Origin of the sequence: Streptomyces sp. BoleA5 (assembly GCF_000373665.1) — a bacterium.
In the GTDB taxonomy this organism is placed as follows: Bacteria; Actinomycetota; Actinomycetes; order Streptomycetales; family Streptomycetaceae; genus Actinacidiphila.
Genome location: NZ_KB892146.1, coordinates 265,529 through 282,205 on the forward strand (window position 1 = coordinate 265,529; position 16,677 = coordinate 282,205).

Sequence of the window (16,677 nt, forward strand, 5' to 3'; positions counted from 1 at the left end):
GCCCCGAAACCGCCTTTCCGATGTGACTTAGGCGACGACTGGGCTCCCCGCCTGCAGGAAACGCTCAGGTAGGCGTAGCCTTTATTTCCGCTGTCCATCACCTTGTGAAGCGGAAGAGGGCGGTTGCCGCCGTGTCGCCACACCCCAGTAGCTCGAGCTCCCCCGACCTCCGGTCGGGTGGTACCCCCGGGACCGAAACCGATGGGCAGGGCCAGGGCCCTGCCGCGGGATTCGGGCCTAACGAGTGGCTTGTCGATGAGATCTACCAGCAGTACCTCCAGGACCCGAACTCGGTCGACCGAGCCTGGTGGGACTTCTTCGCCGATTACAAGCCGGGAGCGGATACGGGTTCCGCAGTCGCCTCGGGCCGGCCTCAGCCGGCCCCCGCAGCGCCGCCGGCCGCACCGGCCGCACCCGCTGCCGCAGCACCGGTCGCGCCGCCCGTGACGCCCGCCGCCGTGCCGGCCCCGGCCGCCCAGGCCCCGGCCCCCGCGCCGGTCGCGCCCGCCGCCCAGGCTCCGGCCCCGGCTCCGGCGAAGCCCGTCGCCGAGAAGCCCACCCCGGCGCAGCCGCAGCCGGCCGCGAAGGCCGCCCCGGCCACCGAGGCGCCCAAGGGCCCGGAGTACGTGACGCTGCGCGGCCCGTCCGCGGCCGTGGCGAAGAACATGAACGCCTCGCTGGAGCTGCCCACGGCCACGTCCGTGCGCGCCATCCCGGTGAAGCTGCTGTTCGACAACCGCATCGTCATCAACAACCACCTCAAGCGCGCCCGTGGCGGCAAGGTCTCCTTCACCCACATCATCGGCTACGCCATGGTGCAGGCGCTGAAGATCATGCCCGCGATGAACTGGTCGTTCGCGGAGAAGGACGGCAAGCCGACGCTGGTCAAGCCCGACCACGTCAACCTGGGCCTGGCCATCGACCTGGTCAAGCCCAACGGCGACCGCCAGCTGGTCGTCGCGGCCATCAAGAAGGCCGAGACCCTCAACTTCTTCGAGTTCTGGCAGGCCTACGAGGACATCGTCCGCCGCGCCCGCGTCGGCAAGCTGACGATGGACGACTTCTCCGGTGTGACCGTCTCGCTGACCAACCCCGGCGGCATCGGCACCGTCCACTCGGTGCCGCGCCTGATGCCCGGCCAGTCGGTGATCCTCGGCGTCGGCTCGATGGACTACCCCGCCGAGTTCCAGGGCACCTCCCAGGACACCCTGAACAAGCTGGGCATCTCCAAGGTCATGACGCTGACCAGCACCTACGACCACCGGGTCATCCAGGGTGCCGCGTCCGGCGAGTTCCTGCGCATCATGAACCAGCTGCTGCTGGGCGAGAACAACTTCTTCGACGACATCTTCAAGGCGCTGCGCATCCCCTACGAGCCGGTCCGCTGGCTCAAGGACATCGACGCTAGCCACGACGACGACGTCACCAAGGCCGCCCGCGTCTTCGAGCTGATCCACTCCTACCGGGTCCGCGGCCACGTCATGGCCGACACCGACCCGCTGGAGTACAAGCAGCGCAAGCACCCCGACCTGGACATCACCGAGCACGGGCTCACCCTGTGGGACCTGGAGCGCGACTTCGCCGTCGGCGGCTTCGCCGGCAAGTCGCTGATGAAGCTGCGCGACATCCTCGGCGTGCTGCGCGACTCGTACTGCCGCACCGTCGGCATCGAGTTCATGCACATCCAGGACCCGCTGCAGCGCAAGTGGATCCAGGACCGCGTCGAGCGCTCGCACACCAAGCCCGAGCGCGACGAGCAGCTGCGCATCCTGCGCCGCCTGAACGCCGCCGAGGCCTTCGAGACCTTCCTGCAGACCAAGTACGTCGGCCAGAAGCGCTTCTCGCTGGAGGGCGGCGAGTCCGTCATCCCGCTGCTCGACGCCGTCATCGACGCGGCCGCCGAGTCGCGTCTGGACGAGGTCGTCATCGGCATGGCCCACCGCGGGCGGCTGAACGTGCTCGCCAACATCGTCGGCAAGTCGTACGCGCAGATCTTCCGCGAGTTCGAGGGCAACCTCGACCCGAAGTCGATGCACGGCTCCGGCGACGTGAAGTACCACCTGGGCGCCCAGGGCACCTTCACCGGTCTGGACGGCGAGCAGATCACCGTCTCGCTGGCCGCCAACCCCTCGCACCTGGAGGCGGTCGACCCGATCGTCGAGGGCATCGCCCGCGCCAAGCAGGACGTCATCGGCAAGGGCGGCACGGACTTCACCGTCATGCCCGTCGTGCTCCACGGCGACGCGGCCTTCGCCGGCCAGGGCGTCGTGGCGGAGACCCTGAACATGTCGCAGCTGCGCGGCTACCGCACCGGCGGCACCGTGCACGTGGTGATCAACAACCAGGTCGGCTTCACCGCCGCCCCGGAGTCCTCGCGCTCGTCGATGTACAGCACCGACGTCGCGCGCATGATCGAGGCGCCGATCTTCCACGTGAACGGCGACGACCCGGAGGCCGTGGTCCGCGTCGCGCGGCTCGCCTTCGAGTTCCGCCAGGCGTTCAACAAGGACGTCGTCATCGACCTCATCTGCTACCGCCGCCGCGGTCACAACGAGGCCGACAACCCGTCCTTCACCCAGCCGCTGATGTACGACCTGATCGACAAGAAGCGCTCGGTGCGCAAGCTCTACACCGAATCCCTGATCGGTCGCGGCGACATCACCCTGGAAGAGGCCGAGCAGGTCCTGCAGGACTACCAGGGCCAGCTGGAGAAGGTCTTCACCGAGGTCCGCGAGGCGACCGCGCCGGCCGCCTCGCAGCAGGAGGAGACCCAGGCCGCCGGTCCCGAGTTCCCCGTCCCGGTGGGCACCGCGATCAGCCAGGAGACCGTGAAGCGGATCGCCGCCTCGCAGGTCAACATCCCGGAGCGGATCACCGTCCACCCGCGTCTGATGCCGCAGCTGCAGCGCCGCGCGGCCATGGTCGAGGACGACACCATCGACTGGGCGATGGGCGAGACCCTCGCCATCGGCTCCCTGCTGATGGAGGGAACCCCCGTCCGCCTCGCCGGCCAGGACTCCCGCCGCGGCACCTTCGGCCAGCGGCACGCCGTCCTGGTCGACCGGGAGACCGGCGAGGACTACACCCCGCTGCTGTACCTGTCCGAGGACCAGGCGCGCTACAACGTCTACGACTCGCTGCTCAGCGAGTACGCGGCGATGGGCTTCGAGTACGGCTACTCGCTGGCCCGCCCGGACGCGCTGGTGGCCTGGGAGGCCCAGTTCGGCGACTTCGTCAACGGCGCGCAGACCGTCGTCGACGAGTTCATCAGCTCGGCCGAGCAGAAGTGGGGCCAGACCTCGGGCGTCACCCTGCTGCTGCCGCACGGCTACGAGGGCCAGGGCCCGGACCACTCCTCCGCCCGCATCGAGCGCTTCCTGCAGCTGTGCGCGCAGAACAACATGACGGTCGCGGTCCCGACCACCCCGGCGAACTACTTCCACCTCCTGCGGTGGCAGGTCCACAACCCGCACCACAAGCCGCTCATCGTCTTCACCCCGAAGTCGATGCTGCGCCTGAAGGCGGCGACCTCGCGGACGGAGGAGTTCACCTCCGGCCAGTTCCAGCCGGTCATCGACGACCCGCACTTCGCCTCCGGAGCCGGCAGGCCCGAGGACGTCCGCAAGGTCGTCTTCTGCTCCGGCAAGGTCTACTACGACCTCGTCGCCGAGCGCGAGAAGCGCGGTGCCTTCGACACCGCCCTCATCCGCATCGAGCGCCTCTACCCGCTGCCGGGTCCGGAGATCCAGGCCGCCCTGGCCCCGTTCACCAAGGCCCAGAAGTACGTCTGGGCCCAGGACGAGCCGGCCAACCAGGGTGCCTGGCCGTTCATCGCCCTCAACCTGATCGACCACCTCGACCTGGTGCTCGGCGCCGCGCCCGACAACGCCGACCGGCTGCGTCGTGTCTCGCGTCCGTCCTCCTCGTCGCCGGCGGTCGGTTCGGCCAAGCGGCACCAGCAGGAGCAGGAGCAGCTGGTGCACGAGGTCTTCGAGCTCTGAGGCACCACTGAGCGACACCACGGGAGGGGCCCCGCACTCACCGAGTGCGGGGCCCCTGCCCTTGCGCGGGGTCAGATGGGCTGTGGTGCGAAGTCCCGGTAGGGCCGGGCACAGCGGCGCACGGACACCGTGTGCGGGTGTTCGGGGCCGAGTTCGATCCTCAACTCGTGCGAATGCTGCGGGAGTTCACGTACCCACCGCCGACCGCGGTCCCGGGCGGGGCGAGGACTGCGGCTATGCGGGCGCAACAGACGTCGCAGTCCTCGACGCACCGCTCCGGGGGATGGCAGTCGGAGCGCCGCACCGCAACCGCGCGGCCGCTGTCCGGGGCGACCCCGGCGGCGACGCAGCCGGCGCCGTCGCCGACGGGGAGACAGAGCACCGGCACCGCCCCGTCGGCCCCCGCGTCGATCTCGCGCCGGGCGAGCACGCTCCCCACCTGCGCCATGCGCGGTGACTGCGACCGGTCCGCGCCGGTGAGCCGCTGCCGGCGCCTCTCAGGGGAGGTAGGGGCGCCACGGCGCCCCACGTCGCGGGACGACGACGGCCCGGCCGAGGTCGACCGCGACATCTCCGTGCCGTCCGGCGGCCGGATCGGCCGTGCTCGCTCCCCCGTCGGACCCTCCGCCCCAAGCGATGTCGCATGATGAGGTGATCGCCGTGCGGGCCATTGCACGGGAGAATCCCGATTCCGCCTATCCTGACCGGGCGAAACGTCCGACCGAGTGTTCCGGAGCACCCCTTGTACTTCACCGACCGCGGCATCGAGGAACTGGCGAACCGGCGCGGCGAGGAGGAGGTCACCTTCGAGTGGCTCGCCGAGCGGCTGCGGGAGTTCGTCGACCTCAACCCGGAGTTCGAGATCCCTGTGGAGCGGCTGGCGACGTGGCTGGCCCGGCTGGACGACGACGAGGACGAGTAGCCGCGAGCGGCGGGACCACCGGGTTCAGGCGCGGAAGGCGCCGAACCGGACCCCGTCGCCGCAGACGCTGAAGACGGCCGGGGCGCCGTCGGCGCCGGTGACCTCGACGGTACGGGCCACGTCGCCGGGGAGCGCGATCTCCACCCGGGAGGCCTGGACGGGGCAGACCTCGCGTGCCGAGGCGGTGCCCTCGAAGTCGAGGTCGGTGTACCCGACGTCGGCGACGGCCGTGGCGCGGGGGCGGAGGTCGACGGCCCCGGTGCCGGCGGCGGAGTTGTCGGTCTCGACCGGTGCGGCCTTGCCCTGGTCGTCCCTCGCGGTGAGGCGTGTGGCGCCGGTCAGCGTGCAGGGGGCGCCCGAGGTGTTGGTGACCTCGACCCGGGCGACCGCGGGCTGCGAGGCGGTCGCGTGGACGGCCGCGGCCACGAAGCGCACGGCGGTCGTGCCGGCCGTGCAGACGCCCACCCGGGCGGGCGCGGGGCTCACCTCGGCGGCGGGCGCGCCGCTGTCGGCACGGGTCCCGCAGGCGGCGAGGGCGAGGCCCGTGAGGAGCAGGACGGTGGCGGACGGAGCGGTGCGGGGGCGCATGGGGGTCGAGCACATCATCCGGTGCCCCATGCGGCCGGTCGCGGCGCGCACGACGTCGCGTCCGGCGGGAAGGAGCTCACCCGTACGCCGTACAACCGGCCGTACGGAGGCGGCGATCCACTGCGGGCCGCCACCGGGCGCGCACGGCGCTCCCTTGACTTCCGATCCACGCGATATATCGTGTCTCTCGGAGAGACGCGATATGTTGCGTTGTCGTCGTTGCCCCGGTGCGCCCGGGTGACCCCAAGGAGGGGCGAAATGAGCGGAACCCCCGGCTCACGGGAGTGGACGGTCACCGAGCCGCACAAGATGGTCTTCGACGGGAGCGTCGACACCCTGCACGTCCGGGTCGTCAACGGCGCCGTCAACGTGGTCGGCGTCGACGAGGGCCCGGCGCGGCTGGAGGTGAGCGAGCTCGACGGCCCGCCGCTGATCGTCTCGCACGAGGGCGGCACACTCACCGTCACTTACGAGGACCTGCCGTGGAAGGGCCTGCTCAAGTGGCTCGACCGCAAGGGCTGGCGGCGGCACGCCGTCGTCTCGCTCGCGGTCCCGCAGCGCACCAACGTGTCGGTCGGCGTGGTCGGGGCCAGCGCCGTGGTCTCCGGGATCTCCGACCGCACCGCCGTGCGGGGCGTCAACGGCGACATCACGCTCGTCGGCCAGGCCGGCCCGGTGACCGCCGAGACGGTCGCGGGGAACGTGGAGGCCCAGGCGGTCTCCGGCGATCTGCGGGTCAACACCGTCTCCGGCGACCTGACCGTGGTCGAGGGCAGCGGCGCCACCGTCAAGGCCGACTCCGTCAGCGGCAACATGGTGCTCGACCTGGACCCGCGCAGCGGGGCCGACGTCCGGCTGACCTCCGTCTCCGGGGAGATCGCGATCCGCATCCCCGACCCCGGGGACGCCGAGGTGGACGCCAACACCACCAGCGGTGACGTCTCCTGCGCCTTCGACGAGCTGCGGGTCAGCGGGCAGTGGGGGGCCAAGCGGATCTCCGGCCGGATGGGATCCGGCGGCTCCCGGCTGAAGGCCACCACGGTGTCGGGCGCGATCGCGCTGCTGCGCCGCCCGCCGCAGCAGGACCACGGACCCGCGGACACGGACCCGTTCCGGAAGGACGTCTGAGATGGCCCCCGTCTTCGCCCACGGCCGGCTGCGCCTCTACCTGCTCAAGCTGCTGGACGAGGCTCCCCGCCACGGCTACGAGGTGATCCGGCTGCTGGAGGAGCGCTTCCACGGGCTGTACGCCCCCTCCGCCGGCACCGTCTACCCGCGGCTGGCCAAGCTGGAGAAGGAGGGCCTGGTCACCCACTCCACCGAGGGCGGCCGCAAGGTGTACTCGATCACCGACGCGGGCCGCGCCGAACTCGCCTCCCGCAGCGACGAGATCGCCGATCTGGAGAACGAGATCCGCGACTCCGTGTCCACGCTCGCCGCCGAGATCCGCGAGGACGTGCGCGGCGCGGCGGGCGACCTGCGGCGCGAGATCCGGGCGGCCGCCCAGCAGGCCTCGCGCAACCAGCCCAAGTCCTCCCCGGCGGACTGGAAGGAGCAGATGCGCCGCTCGAAGGAGGAGATCCGGCAGGCCCGCGAGGAGGCCCGCACCGCCAAGCGCGCCGCGCGCGAGGCCCAGGACGCCGCCCGGGACGAGGTGCAGCGCATCGCGCGCCGCGTCCACGAGGAGGTCCAGGACCACGTCCGGCGCGGCGACTGGCAGACCGGCGTCCGCGAGGGGCTGGCGGAACTCACCCGGGAGCTGGGCCAGTTCGGCCGTACGTCCACCTGGCCGCCGTACGTGAAGCCGGAACCCGCGCAGACGCCCGAGTGGGGTGCGGAGGAGGCCGCCGTGACCGAGGACCCGGCCCGCGACCTGGAACGCCTGCTGGACCGCTTCCGTGACGACGTGCGCGACGCCGCCCGCGACAACGGCGTGGACGCGGAGCAGCTGCGCGAGGTGCGCCGCCATCTGTCCACGGCGGCGGCCCACATCGGCGTCGTGCTGCGCGGCGGGCGCAAGGACCGGGACTGACCGCGGAGCCCGGACCGGCGAAGGCCCCACCGCCCGGGCCGGGCCCCTGACGCCGGCGTCAGGGGCCCGGCCCGGGGCGCGGGCGCCGTGACGGCCGAGGCCCTCCACACCCCTCTGGCGCCGGGGCACGCGCGGGAGCACGATCCACCCCTGAAGATCGCGTTCTCGGCCCTGCGCTGCCTCCTCGCGCTGTGGGCCGCCCTCTCGGGCGTGCTCGCCCTCGGCACCGGTCGCGTGCTCGGCCTCCGCGCACGGCGCGTGCTACGCCCGGCCCTGTGGGGCTCGGGGCAGGCGTGCGTCGGTGTCGCCGCCCTGGCGGCCCTGACGACCGCCTTCTCGGTGACGGACGGCGACGCCCTCGGCGCCGCCGTCCTGCTGTTCACACTGACGTGCGGCTTCCTCACCCGGTGGGACGAACGCCCGTAGCGCCGGGCCTCAGACCGTCAGGACGACCTTCCCGAACAGGTCGCCGTCCGCCATCTTGGCGAAGCCCTCGCGGGCGCGGTCCAGCGGCAGCACCGTGTCGACGACGGGCCGCACCCCGGTGAGCGCGCAGAAGCTCAGCAGGTCCGCCAGCTCGTCCTTGGTGCCCATGGTCGAACCGACGACCTTGAGCTCCAGGAAGAAGATCCGGTTCAGCTCCGCGGCCTTCGGGTTCGGCCCCGAGGTGGCGCCGGAGATCACCAGCGTGCCGCCGGGGCGCAGCGACTTGACCGAGTGGGACCAGGTCGCGGCGCCGACGGTCTCGATGACCGCGTCCACACGCTGCGGCAGCCGGGCGCCCGGCTCGAAGGCGGCGTCGGCACCGAGATCCTCGGCGCGCTTGCGCTTGGCCTCGTCGCGGCTGGTGGCGAAGACCCGCAGGCCCGCGGCCTTGGCCAGCACGATGGCGGCCGTGGCGACACCGCCGCCGGCGCCCTGGACGAGTACGGAGTCGCCGGGGCGCACACCCGCGTTGGTGAAGAGCATCCGGTAGGCGGTCAGCCAGGCGGTGGGCAGGCAGGCGGCCTCCTCGAAGGACAGCTCCTTCGGCTTGGGCACCAGGTTCCAGGTGGGTACGGAGACCTTCTCGGCGAAGGTGCCCTGGTACTTCTCGGTGAGGATGCTGCGCGGCTCGTCGGGGCCGACGCCGTGCCCGCTCAGGCCGACGACGGGAAAGACGACGACCTCGTTGCCGTGCTCGTCGATCCCCGCGGCGTCGCAGCCGAGGATCATCGGCAGGCTCTCCTCGCCGAGCCCCACACCGCGCAGCGACCACAGGTCGTGGTGGTTGAGGGAGGCGGCCTTGACGGTGACGGTGCTCCAGCCGGGCCGTGCCTCCGGCTCGGGGCGCTCCCCGAGTTCGAGGCCGTTCAGCGGCTGGTCGCGGTCGATTCGGGCGGCGTAGGCAGCGAACATGGCCTTGACGCTAGCGCCGCACGGCGCCCCGGCGTAACCGCGCGGGGATGTGACACGCGCCGCGCGGCGCGGTGCCCCCGACCGGCGGGCACCGCGCCGCGCGACGGCGTGGTCAGCGGGCGTGCCGCGGCGCTCAGCGGCGCGCGACGCCCTCGGCCCGGGCGGCCGCGGCCACGGCGGCGGAGACTGCGGGGGCCACGCGCTCGTCGAACGGCGAGGGGATCACGCAGTCGGCGGACAACTCGCCGTCCACGACCGCTGCCAGCGCCTCGGCGGCGGCGATCTTCATGCCCTCGGTGATGCGGGAGGCCCGCACCTGCAGCGCCCCCGAGAAGATGCCGGGGAAGGCGAGCACGTTGTTGATCTGGTTCGGGAAGTCGCTGCGCCCGGTGGCGACGACGGCCGCGTACCGGTGCGCCACCTCGGGGTGGATCTCCGGGGTGGGGTTGGCCATCGCGAAGATGAAGCAGCCCTTGGCCATGGTGGCGACGGCCTCCTCCGGCACGGTGCCGCCGGAGACGCCGATGAAGACGTCCGCGCCCGCCAGCGCCTCCTCCAGGGTGCCGGTGAGCCCGGCCCGGTTGGTGTACGTGGCGAGCTCGCGCTTGGCGGCGTTCAGGTCCTGGCGACCGGCGTGCACCACGCCCTTGCGGTCGGTGACGGCGACGTCGCCGATGCCGGCCTCGACGAGGATCTTGGCGATGGCGACGCCGGCGGCGCCGGCCCCGGAGATCACCGCGCGCAGTTCGCCCAACGCGCGGCCGGTCAGCCGGGTGGCGTTGCGCAGCGCGGCGAGCGTGACGACGGCCGTGCCGTGCTGGTCGTCGTGGAAGACCGGGATGTCCAGGCGCTCCTGCAGCTTGCGCTCGATCTCGAAGCAGCGGGGGGCGGAGATGTCCTCGAGGTTCACTCCGCCGAAGGACGGGGCGAGGCGCACGACGGTGTCGACGATCTCGTCCACGTCGGTGGTGGCGAGCGCGATCGGGACCGCGTCCACACCGCCGAACTGCTTGAACAGGATCGCCTTGCCCTCCATCACCGGCAGCGACGCCTCCGGGCCGATGTCACCGAGGCCCAGCACCGCCGTGCCGTCCGTGACCACCGCGACGACCTGGGACTTCCACGTGTAGTCGTGGACCAGCTCGGGCTGCTCGGCGATGGCGGTGCACACCCGGGCGACACCCGGTGTGTAGGCGAGCGACAGGTCGTCGGCGTTCCGGACCGGGACGGTCGCGGTCACCTCCATCTTGCCGCCGCGGTGGAGGGCGAACACCGGGTCCACGGGGCTGTCCGGGCCGTCGCCGTCGGTGCTCTCCGCGCGTTCGGTGCTGTCGGTGCTGTCGGTGCTGTCGGTCCGAGGATTGACAATCTCCGCTGCCACTGTTGACCCCTTTGTCCGAATTGTCTATGAGGGTACTACCCCCTACAACAGGGGGTGGGTGGGCTTGGCTTCCGCACACCCGGACTCGAGTGGTCCCGGGTGCGACGGAGGCCGGGCGCGCCGCACGCACGCCGAGGGGCCCCCGGTGAGGGGTGAGGGTCCGTTGTACCGGAAGACGGATTCCGCTGCCGAGTCTGTTCGCCGCACCACGGCTTCGCACATCGGGACCTTCTGCGCACAACGCAACAAGTCGTCCGAATAGCGGGACAAGGAAAGTGATGCACGCAACTTTGCAGCACGGCCCCACCACGATCCGGCCTTGGTGTACCGGCCTGGTGGGGGCCAGGGGATCGCCCGTTATGCGATTTTGACACATCCGGACCCCCATGAGGACGTGTCCGGATGGCAAGATGCGGAGATCACACGCGTACGCGACACCCGAACGCGTGTGCCCGGAAAATCGCCTGCTCCCAGGACTCCCGCAGGAGGAACCAGCATGACCGCACGTACCACCCGTCGCTCGACCGTGACGAGCCGCTTCGCCGCGGTCGCGGCGATCGCGGTCGCCGGTGCCCTTGCCCTCACCGGCTGCGGCGACCAGACGGAGAAGGGCGGCTCCCCGTCCGCTTCGAGCGACGCGTCCAAGGCGCCCCTCTTCGCCAAGCTTCCGAAGTCGGTGCAGTCGGCGGGCGTGCTCAAGGTCGGCTCGGACATCGCGTACCCGCCGGTGGAGTTCGTCAAGGACGGCAAGAACGTCGGCATCGACCCCGACCTGGCCGACGCCATGGCCAAGCAGCTCGGTGTGAAGGTCGAGTTCAACAACGGCACCTTCGACACCCTGCTGACCGGTCTGCGCGCCAAGCGCTACGACATGGTCATGTCCGCGATGAGCGACACGAAGGACCGCCAGGAGGGCGTCGACTCCTCCACCGGCAAGAAGGTCGGCGAGGGCGTCGACTTCGTGGACTACTTCACCGCGGGCTCCTCGATCATCGTGAAGAAGGGCAACCCCGAGGGCGTCAAGTCCCTCGCGGACCTGTGCGGCAAGAAGGTCGCCGTGCAGCGCGGCACCACCTCGCAGGACCTGCTCAAGGCCCAGAAGTGCGACAAGCCGATGTCGATCCAGGCCTTCGACACCGACACCGAGGCCCAGACCCGCCTGAAGGCCGGCGGCGTCGTCGCCGACGTCTCCGACTTCCCGGTCGCCGCGTACGCGGTGAAGACCTCCGGCGGCGGCAACGACTTCGAGCTCGCCGGCGAGCAGGTCGAGGCCGGCCCGTACGGCATCGCGGTCGCCAAGACCAACACCGAGCTGCGCGACGCGCTGCAGGCCGCGCTGACCGCCGTCATCAAGGACGGCTCCTACACCAAGGTGCTGGAGAAGTGGGGCGTCACCGACGGTGCCGTCACCGAGGCCAAGATCAACGGCGGCTCCTGAGTCACGACAGCAAGAGGCTTTCCTCCATGTCCGAAGCGAATGACAAGGTCCCGGCCGGCACCCCGGCCGGGACCCCGCCCGCCGCCGCCGCCTCCCGCCCGGAGGCCATCAAGGCGATCCCCGTCCGGCACTACGGTCGCTGGATCTCGGCGATCCTGGTGCTCGCCGTGCTCGGCCTGCTGGTCAACGCGTTCGCCAGCGCGAACGTGAACTACGGGGCGATCCCGGACTTCCTGTTCGACTCCGCGGTCCTCAAGGGCCTGCGGAACACGGTCGTCATCACCGTGGTGTCGATGGCGCTGGGCCTGGGCCTGGGCATCGTCCTCGCGGTGATGCGGCTGTCCAAGAACCCCGTGACCTCCTCGGTGGCCTGGGGCTACATCTGGTTCTTCCGCGGCACCCCGGTCTACGTCCAGCTGCTGATCTGGTTCAACCTGGCGCTGATCTTCCCGGTCATCAATCTCGGCTTCTACAAGGACGAGATGAACCAGTTCATGACCCCCTTCATGGCCGCGCTGCTCGGCCTGGGTCTGAACGAGGCCGCCTACATGTCCGAGATCGTGCGCGCGGGCATCCAGTCCGTCGACGAGGGCCAGACCGAGGCGTCGCACGCGCTGGGCATGACCCAGGGCCAGAACCTGCGCCGTGTGGTGCTGCCGCAGGCGATGCGGGTGATCGTCCCGCCGACCGGCAACGAGTTCATCAACATGCTGAAGACCTCGTCGCTGGCCGCGCAGGCCGCCCAGTACGCCGAACTGCTGCGCTCCACCACCGACATCGGCAACACCACCGGTGCCACCGTGGAGATGCTCTTCCTCGCCGCGGTCTGGTACCTGGTCCTCACCTCGGTGTTCTCGGTCGGCCAGTACTACCTGGAGCGCCGCTACGCCCGTGGGACGACCCGCAACCTGCCGCCCACCCCGTGGCAGCGGATCAAGCAGAACCTGGGCACCTTCCGCCGCCCGGAGGTGGCACGATGACCGACTTCAGCAAGGGCACCGGCGCCCACCCGATGGTCAAGGCCGAGGCGGTGCACAAGCACTTCGGCCTGGCCCACATCCTCAAGGGCATCGACCTGGAGGTCGCCCCGCGTGAGGTGTTCTGCCTGATCGGCCCGTCGGGCTCGGGCAAGTCCACCTTCCTGCGGTGCATCAACCACCTGGAGAAGATCAGCAGCGGCCGGCTCTCGGTCGACGGCGAGCTGGTCGGCTACCGGCAGAAGGGCGACAAGCTCTACGAGCTCAAGGACCGCGAGGTCGCCGCCAAGCGCCGCGACATCGGCATGGTCTTCCAGCGCTTCAACCTCTTCCCGCACATGACCGCGATCGAGAACGTGATCGAGGCCCCGGTGCGGGTGAAGAAGGAGGCCAAGGCGGTGGCCCGCGAGCGGGCGCTGGCCCTGCTGGACCGGGTCGGCCTGCGCGACAAGGCCGGGCACTACCCCGCCCAGCTCTCCGGCGGCCAGCAGCAGCGGGTGGCCATCGCCCGCGCGCTGGCGATGGAGCCCAAGCTGATGCTCTTCGACGAGCCCACCTCCGCGCTCGACCCCGAGCTGGTGGGCGACGTCCTGGACGTCATGCGGGGCCTCGCCGAGGACGGCATGACGATGATCGTGGTCACCCACGAGATGGGCTTCGCCCGCGAGGTCGGCGACGCCCTGGTCTTCATGGACGACGGCGTCGTCGTCGAGACCGGCCACCCGCGCGACGTGCTCACCGACCCGCAGCACGACCGCACCAAGGCCTTCCTCTCCAAGGTCCTCTGAACGCGCGTGCGTGAGGGGCGGCGCCGTCGGCGCCGCCCCTCACGCGTTCCCCCGCGACGGGGTACGGATCACTTCAGCCCGAGGACGATCGCATCCGACACCGAACGCCAGACCTCCCGCGCCTCCCCGAAGCCCGCCTCCCGCAGGGCCGCGGCGTGCCAGGCCGGGGGCAGCTCGTCGCCGTCGGCGTGGGAGCCGTAGATCACGAACCGCTCCTCGGTGGGACCGGCCAGCACCGGGTCGGCCTTGGCGGTGGCCCACCACTGCTCCCAGTCCAGCCCGCCCGCCGCCCGCTGCCGCTCGCGGCGGGCCCGGTCCAGCTCGCGCACGGCCGCGTTGAGTCGCGGCGTCGAGGCGTCGGGCATGTGGTCGGCGTTGAGGAAGACCCCGCCGTCGCGCAGCAGGCCGGCCAGCGTCCCGTACAGGGCCTTCAGCGGCCCGGGCTTCAGCCAGTGCAGGGCGGTCGCGGTCAGCACGGCGTCGTACGAGTCGTACGGCAGCGCGCTCGGCCAGTGCGGGTCGCGCAGGTCGGCGGTGACGAACTCGATCCTGTGCTCGCCGGCGAAGTGGCCGCGGGCGATCGTCAGCAGCGCCGGGTCGAGGTCGACGCCGGTCGAGCGGGCCCCCGGGAAGCGCCGCAGCAGCCGGTCGGAGATGCTGCCGGTGCCGCAGGCCAGGTCCAGCACGCGGGGCTCGGGGCCGGCCAGCGCCTCCACCATGTCGAGCATCACCCGGAACCGTTCCTCGCGGTCCGGCAGGTACCACTCCTGCTGCCGGTCCCAGCTGTCCTGCCAGGCCTGCCAGTCGGTCTCCGCCGCGGTGGTGTCGGACATACGGTTCCCCTCCAGTCGTAATACCCTTAGAGCAAGAGCAGTCATTACCGACCTTAGAGCGCACGCGTAAGGACTACAAGTGGAACTCGCCTATTACTCCGACTACGCCGTGCGCCTGGTGAACAGCGAGGAGCCCGAACGCGGCATCGACAATCTGACCTCGGTCGACGCCGTACGCGAGCTGTTCGGTCCGTCCAGCCTGGCCGCGGGCCGCGCGGGCGACGCCGACGTACAGCGGCTGCGCACCGTCCGCACCCGGCTGCGCGGCGTCTTCGAGGCCGCCTCCGAGGGCGACGAGGTACGCGCCGTCGACCTGCTGAACGCGCTGCTGCTGGAGTTCCCGGTCAGCCCCCAGGTCTCCGGCCACGAGTACCTCGACGAGAGCGGCCGGCCCGACTGGCACATGCACCTCGCGGAGCACGCGGCCACGGCGACCGCCTCGTACGCCGCGACGGCCTGCATGGGCCTGGCCTTCCAGCTCACCGACCTCGGCGTCGACCGGCTCGGCATCTGCCAGGCCACCACGTGCCGCAACGCCTACATCGACACCTCGACCAACCGGTCCCGCCGTTACTGCTCGGACCGCTGCGCGACCCGCGCCAACGTCGCGGCCTACCGCGCCCGCAAGCGCCTGGAGAACGAGCGGTCGGCCCTGAGCGGCCTGACGCAGGACGCCAGCCAGCCCGCCACACCCGCCACCGAGCGCTGAACCTCGCGCGGCGGCCGGAAGCGCCCCCGCCCCCGGGCGAGCACCAGCTCGTCCGGGACGGTGCCGAACTCCCTGCTGTCGTTCTCCACGAAGGTGTTGTCACCCAGCACCCACCAGCCGCCCTCGCGCCGCTCCACGGCGCGTTTGACGATCAGCAGGTCCTGCTGGAGCGGATGGCGCAGCACCACCACGTCGCCCTCGCGGACCTCGGCGGCGCTCCTGACGTGCTGCACCAGCAGCCAGTCGCCGTTCCGCAGCGTCGGCACCATCGACGGCCCTGTCACCTCGACCAGCTGGTACGGCACGCTCCTCCTCTGCCCGGCCCAAGCCTCGCGCATGCTCGGCCTCCCTCTCCATCCTCCATCAGCCTCAGGGTGACACCAGACTTTTGTCCTAAGCACCAAGGGGCACCCGAGAAAACCACTCGACAGGGGAGTAATCTCCCTGGTGGAAAGACGATCACGAGGAAGGACAGTCATGCTCGCTCGCCTGTTCGCGCCCAAGGTCAAGGTCAGCGCTCACTGCGACCTGCCCTGCGGTGTCTACGACCCGGCCCAGGCCCGCATCGAGGCGCAGTCCGTCAAGGCGGTCCAGGAGAAGTACCAGGCCAACGAGGACCCGCACTTCCGGGCCCGCGCCATCGTCATCAAGGAGCAGCGCGCGGAGCTCGTCAAGCACCACCTGTCGGTGCTGTGGAGCGACTACTTCAAGGCCCCGCACTTCGAGAAGTACCCGCAGCTGCACCAGCTCTTCAACGACGCGCTGAAGGCGGGCAGCGCCGCCAAGGCCTCGACCGACCCGGCGACCGGCCAGAAGCTGCTCGACCTGATCGACCAGATCGACGCCATCTTCCAGGAGACGAAGAAGGCCTGACCTGCCGTCGGCGATACGCGCCCGGGCCGGGCGGCCCCGCGAGGGCCGTCCCGGACCGGGCGCGGTCGTATGCGCCCCCGGGCCGGAGGCAAGTGACGGCCCGGGGGCGCTTCCGCGGAGTACCGGCGCGCCGTCCCGAGCCGTCACTCGCGCTCCCGCGCGCGCGGACGCACGCGCTGCGGAAGAGCGGGGGCAAAACCGCGGAAGTCCGTGTGCGGGGCGACCCGGTTTTGATGGACTCGCCCCCGTGGCGGAACCGCTCCCGGGGCCCGGGGTGAAGGTGCAGGTGGGAGGGTGTGGGTCCGGGCCGGGTGGGTGGGGCCGCTGTAGACTCGGCCTCACTCGGACGGGTCAACCGACGTGCTAGCAGGAAGAATCCATCCCGTGGTGAACGCACTGCAGGAACTGATCAAGCGCCGGCTGGAGCAGCGGGGCTGGTCGTACGGCGAGGTGGCACGGCGCGGTGGTGTCCCGCGGTCGACGGTGCATCACCTGGCCACGACCGCGCGGGTGACCCGGATGCCGCAGCAGTCCACGCTGGAGGGCCTGTCACGGGGCCTGGAACTGCCGTTGGAGGCGGTACGCCGGGCCGCGGCCGAGGCCTGCGGGATCCACCTGTACGTCGAGGACGGCACCGGCACCACCCCCGACCCCGAGGTCGCCACCCTCATCGCCAGCGTCCAGCAGCTCTCCGAAGCCGACCGCCGACACGTCACCGCCCTCGTCGAATCCCTCCT

The 16,677-nt window shown here is 71.2% G+C and carries 17 protein-coding genes; 11 read left to right on the top strand and 6 right to left on the bottom strand.

The features are described from left to right. Positions 1–131 precede the first annotated feature (131 nt). Complete coding sequence (locus tag B085_RS0136880; protein ID WP_051102255.1) at positions 132–4,001, top strand: multifunctional oxoglutarate decarboxylase/oxoglutarate dehydrogenase thiamine pyrophosphate-binding subunit/dihydrolipoyllysine-residue succinyltransferase subunit; 3,870 nt, start codon at positions 132–134, stop codon at positions 3,999–4,001. A gap of 160 nt (positions 4,002–4,161) precedes the next feature. Here the strand turns inward: B085_RS0136880 and B085_RS0136885 are convergent, their stop codons facing one another. Continuing rightward, positions 4,162–4,449, bottom strand: a complete 288-nt coding sequence (locus B085_RS0136885) for a hypothetical protein (RefSeq protein WP_158689904.1) — start codon at positions 4,447–4,449, stop codon at positions 4,162–4,164. Positions 4,450–4,743: 294 nt separating this feature from the next. On the opposite strand from B085_RS0136885, the gene B085_RS0136890 reads away from it, so the two are divergent. Further along, on the top strand, positions 4,744–4,923 hold the full coding sequence (locus B085_RS0136890; protein WP_018563624.1) for a DUF6104 family protein: 180 nt from the start codon (positions 4,744–4,746) through the stop codon (positions 4,921–4,923). Positions 4,924–4,947: 24 nt separating this feature from the next. Here the strand turns inward: B085_RS0136890 and B085_RS0136895 are convergent, their stop codons facing one another. Next, positions 4,948–5,511 carry a DUF4232 domain-containing protein gene (locus tag B085_RS0136895; RefSeq protein ID WP_158689905.1) on the bottom strand — a complete coding sequence of 188 codons (564 nt, stop codon included), beginning with the start codon at positions 5,509–5,511 and terminating at the stop codon, positions 4,948–4,950. Positions 5,512–5,769: 258 nt separating this feature from the next. Here B085_RS0136895 and B085_RS0136900 point away from each other — a divergent pair, with 258 nt between their 5' ends. From B085_RS0136900 to B085_RS44960, 3 genes are all read left to right on the top strand, one after another. Then, positions 5,770–6,639, top strand: a complete 870-nt coding sequence (locus tag B085_RS0136900) for a DUF4097 family beta strand repeat-containing protein (RefSeq protein WP_018563626.1) — start codon at positions 5,770–5,772, stop codon at positions 6,637–6,639. A 1-nt stretch (position 6,640) separates the two neighbouring features. Then, positions 6,641–7,543 carry a PadR family transcriptional regulator gene (locus B085_RS0136905; RefSeq protein ID WP_018563627.1) on the top strand — a complete coding sequence of 301 codons (903 nt, stop codon included), beginning with the start codon at positions 6,641–6,643 and terminating at the stop codon, positions 7,541–7,543. An 87-nt stretch (positions 7,544–7,630) separates the two neighbouring features. Next, positions 7,631–7,969 (top strand): hypothetical protein, encoded by a 339-nt coding sequence (locus B085_RS44960; RefSeq protein WP_018563628.1) that lies wholly within the window; start codon positions 7,631–7,633, stop codon positions 7,967–7,969. A gap of 9 nt (positions 7,970–7,978) precedes the next feature. Here B085_RS44960 and B085_RS0136915 read toward each other — a convergent pair whose 3' ends face one another. Both B085_RS0136915 and B085_RS0136920 read right to left on the bottom strand, forming a co-directional pair. Next, complete coding sequence (locus B085_RS0136915; RefSeq protein ID WP_018563629.1) at positions 7,979–8,941, bottom strand: zinc-binding dehydrogenase; 963 nt, start codon at positions 8,939–8,941, stop codon at positions 7,979–7,981. Between the two features lie 133 nt (positions 8,942–9,074). Then, positions 9,075–10,322, bottom strand: a complete 1,248-nt coding sequence (locus B085_RS0136920) for an NAD(P)-dependent malic enzyme (RefSeq protein ID WP_018563630.1) — start codon at positions 10,320–10,322, stop codon at positions 9,075–9,077. 496 nt (positions 10,323–10,818) lie between these two features. Between B085_RS0136920 and B085_RS0136925 the strand changes: the two genes are divergently transcribed. The 3 genes from B085_RS0136925 to B085_RS0136935 are packed head-to-tail and all read left to right on the top strand — an operon-like array spanning position 10,819 to position 13,525. Beyond that, on the top strand, positions 10,819–11,760 hold the full coding sequence (locus tag B085_RS0136925; RefSeq protein ID WP_018563631.1) for an ABC transporter substrate-binding protein: 942 nt from the start codon (positions 10,819–10,821) through the stop codon (positions 11,758–11,760). Between the two features lie 26 nt (positions 11,761–11,786). Next, complete coding sequence (locus tag B085_RS0136930) at positions 11,787–12,740, top strand: amino acid ABC transporter permease (protein WP_018563632.1); 954 nt, start codon at positions 11,787–11,789, stop codon at positions 12,738–12,740. Beyond that, on the top strand, positions 12,737–13,525 hold the full coding sequence (locus B085_RS0136935; RefSeq protein WP_018563633.1) for an amino acid ABC transporter ATP-binding protein: 789 nt from the start codon (positions 12,737–12,739) through the stop codon (positions 13,523–13,525). Before B085_RS0136930 ends, B085_RS0136935 begins: the two co-directional genes overlap by 4 nt. A 68-nt stretch (positions 13,526–13,593) precedes the next feature. On the opposite strand, the gene B085_RS0136940 is transcribed toward B085_RS0136935, so the two are convergent. Further along, entirely contained in the window at positions 13,594–14,358 is a 765-nt protein-coding gene (locus B085_RS0136940) for a class I SAM-dependent methyltransferase (protein WP_018563634.1), read from the bottom strand. A gap of 79 nt (positions 14,359–14,437) precedes the next feature. Between B085_RS0136940 and B085_RS0136945 the strand changes: the two genes are divergently transcribed. Next, on the top strand, positions 14,438–15,067 hold the full coding sequence (locus B085_RS0136945; RefSeq protein WP_018563635.1) for a CGNR zinc finger domain-containing protein: 630 nt from the start codon (positions 14,438–14,440) through the stop codon (positions 15,065–15,067). On the opposite strand, the gene sodX is transcribed toward B085_RS0136945, so the two are convergent. Continuing rightward, entirely contained in the window at positions 14,971–15,405 is a 435-nt protein-coding gene (gene sodX, locus B085_RS47850; protein ID WP_078620231.1) for a nickel-type superoxide dismutase maturation protease, read from the bottom strand. The two genes, B085_RS0136945 and sodX, sit on opposite strands and share 97 nt — an antisense overlap. Positions 15,406–15,544: 139 nt before the next feature. Between sodX and sodN the strand changes: the two genes are divergently transcribed. After that, positions 15,545–15,940, top strand: coding sequence for a superoxide dismutase, Ni (sodN, locus tag B085_RS0136950; protein ID WP_018563636.1), 396 nt, complete (start codon positions 15,545–15,547; stop codon positions 15,938–15,940). Positions 15,941–16,324: 384 nt separating this feature from the next. Further along, positions 16,325–16,677: helix-turn-helix domain-containing protein (locus B085_RS0136955; protein ID WP_018563335.1), on the top strand; the 353-nt coding region annotated here is incomplete at its 3' end.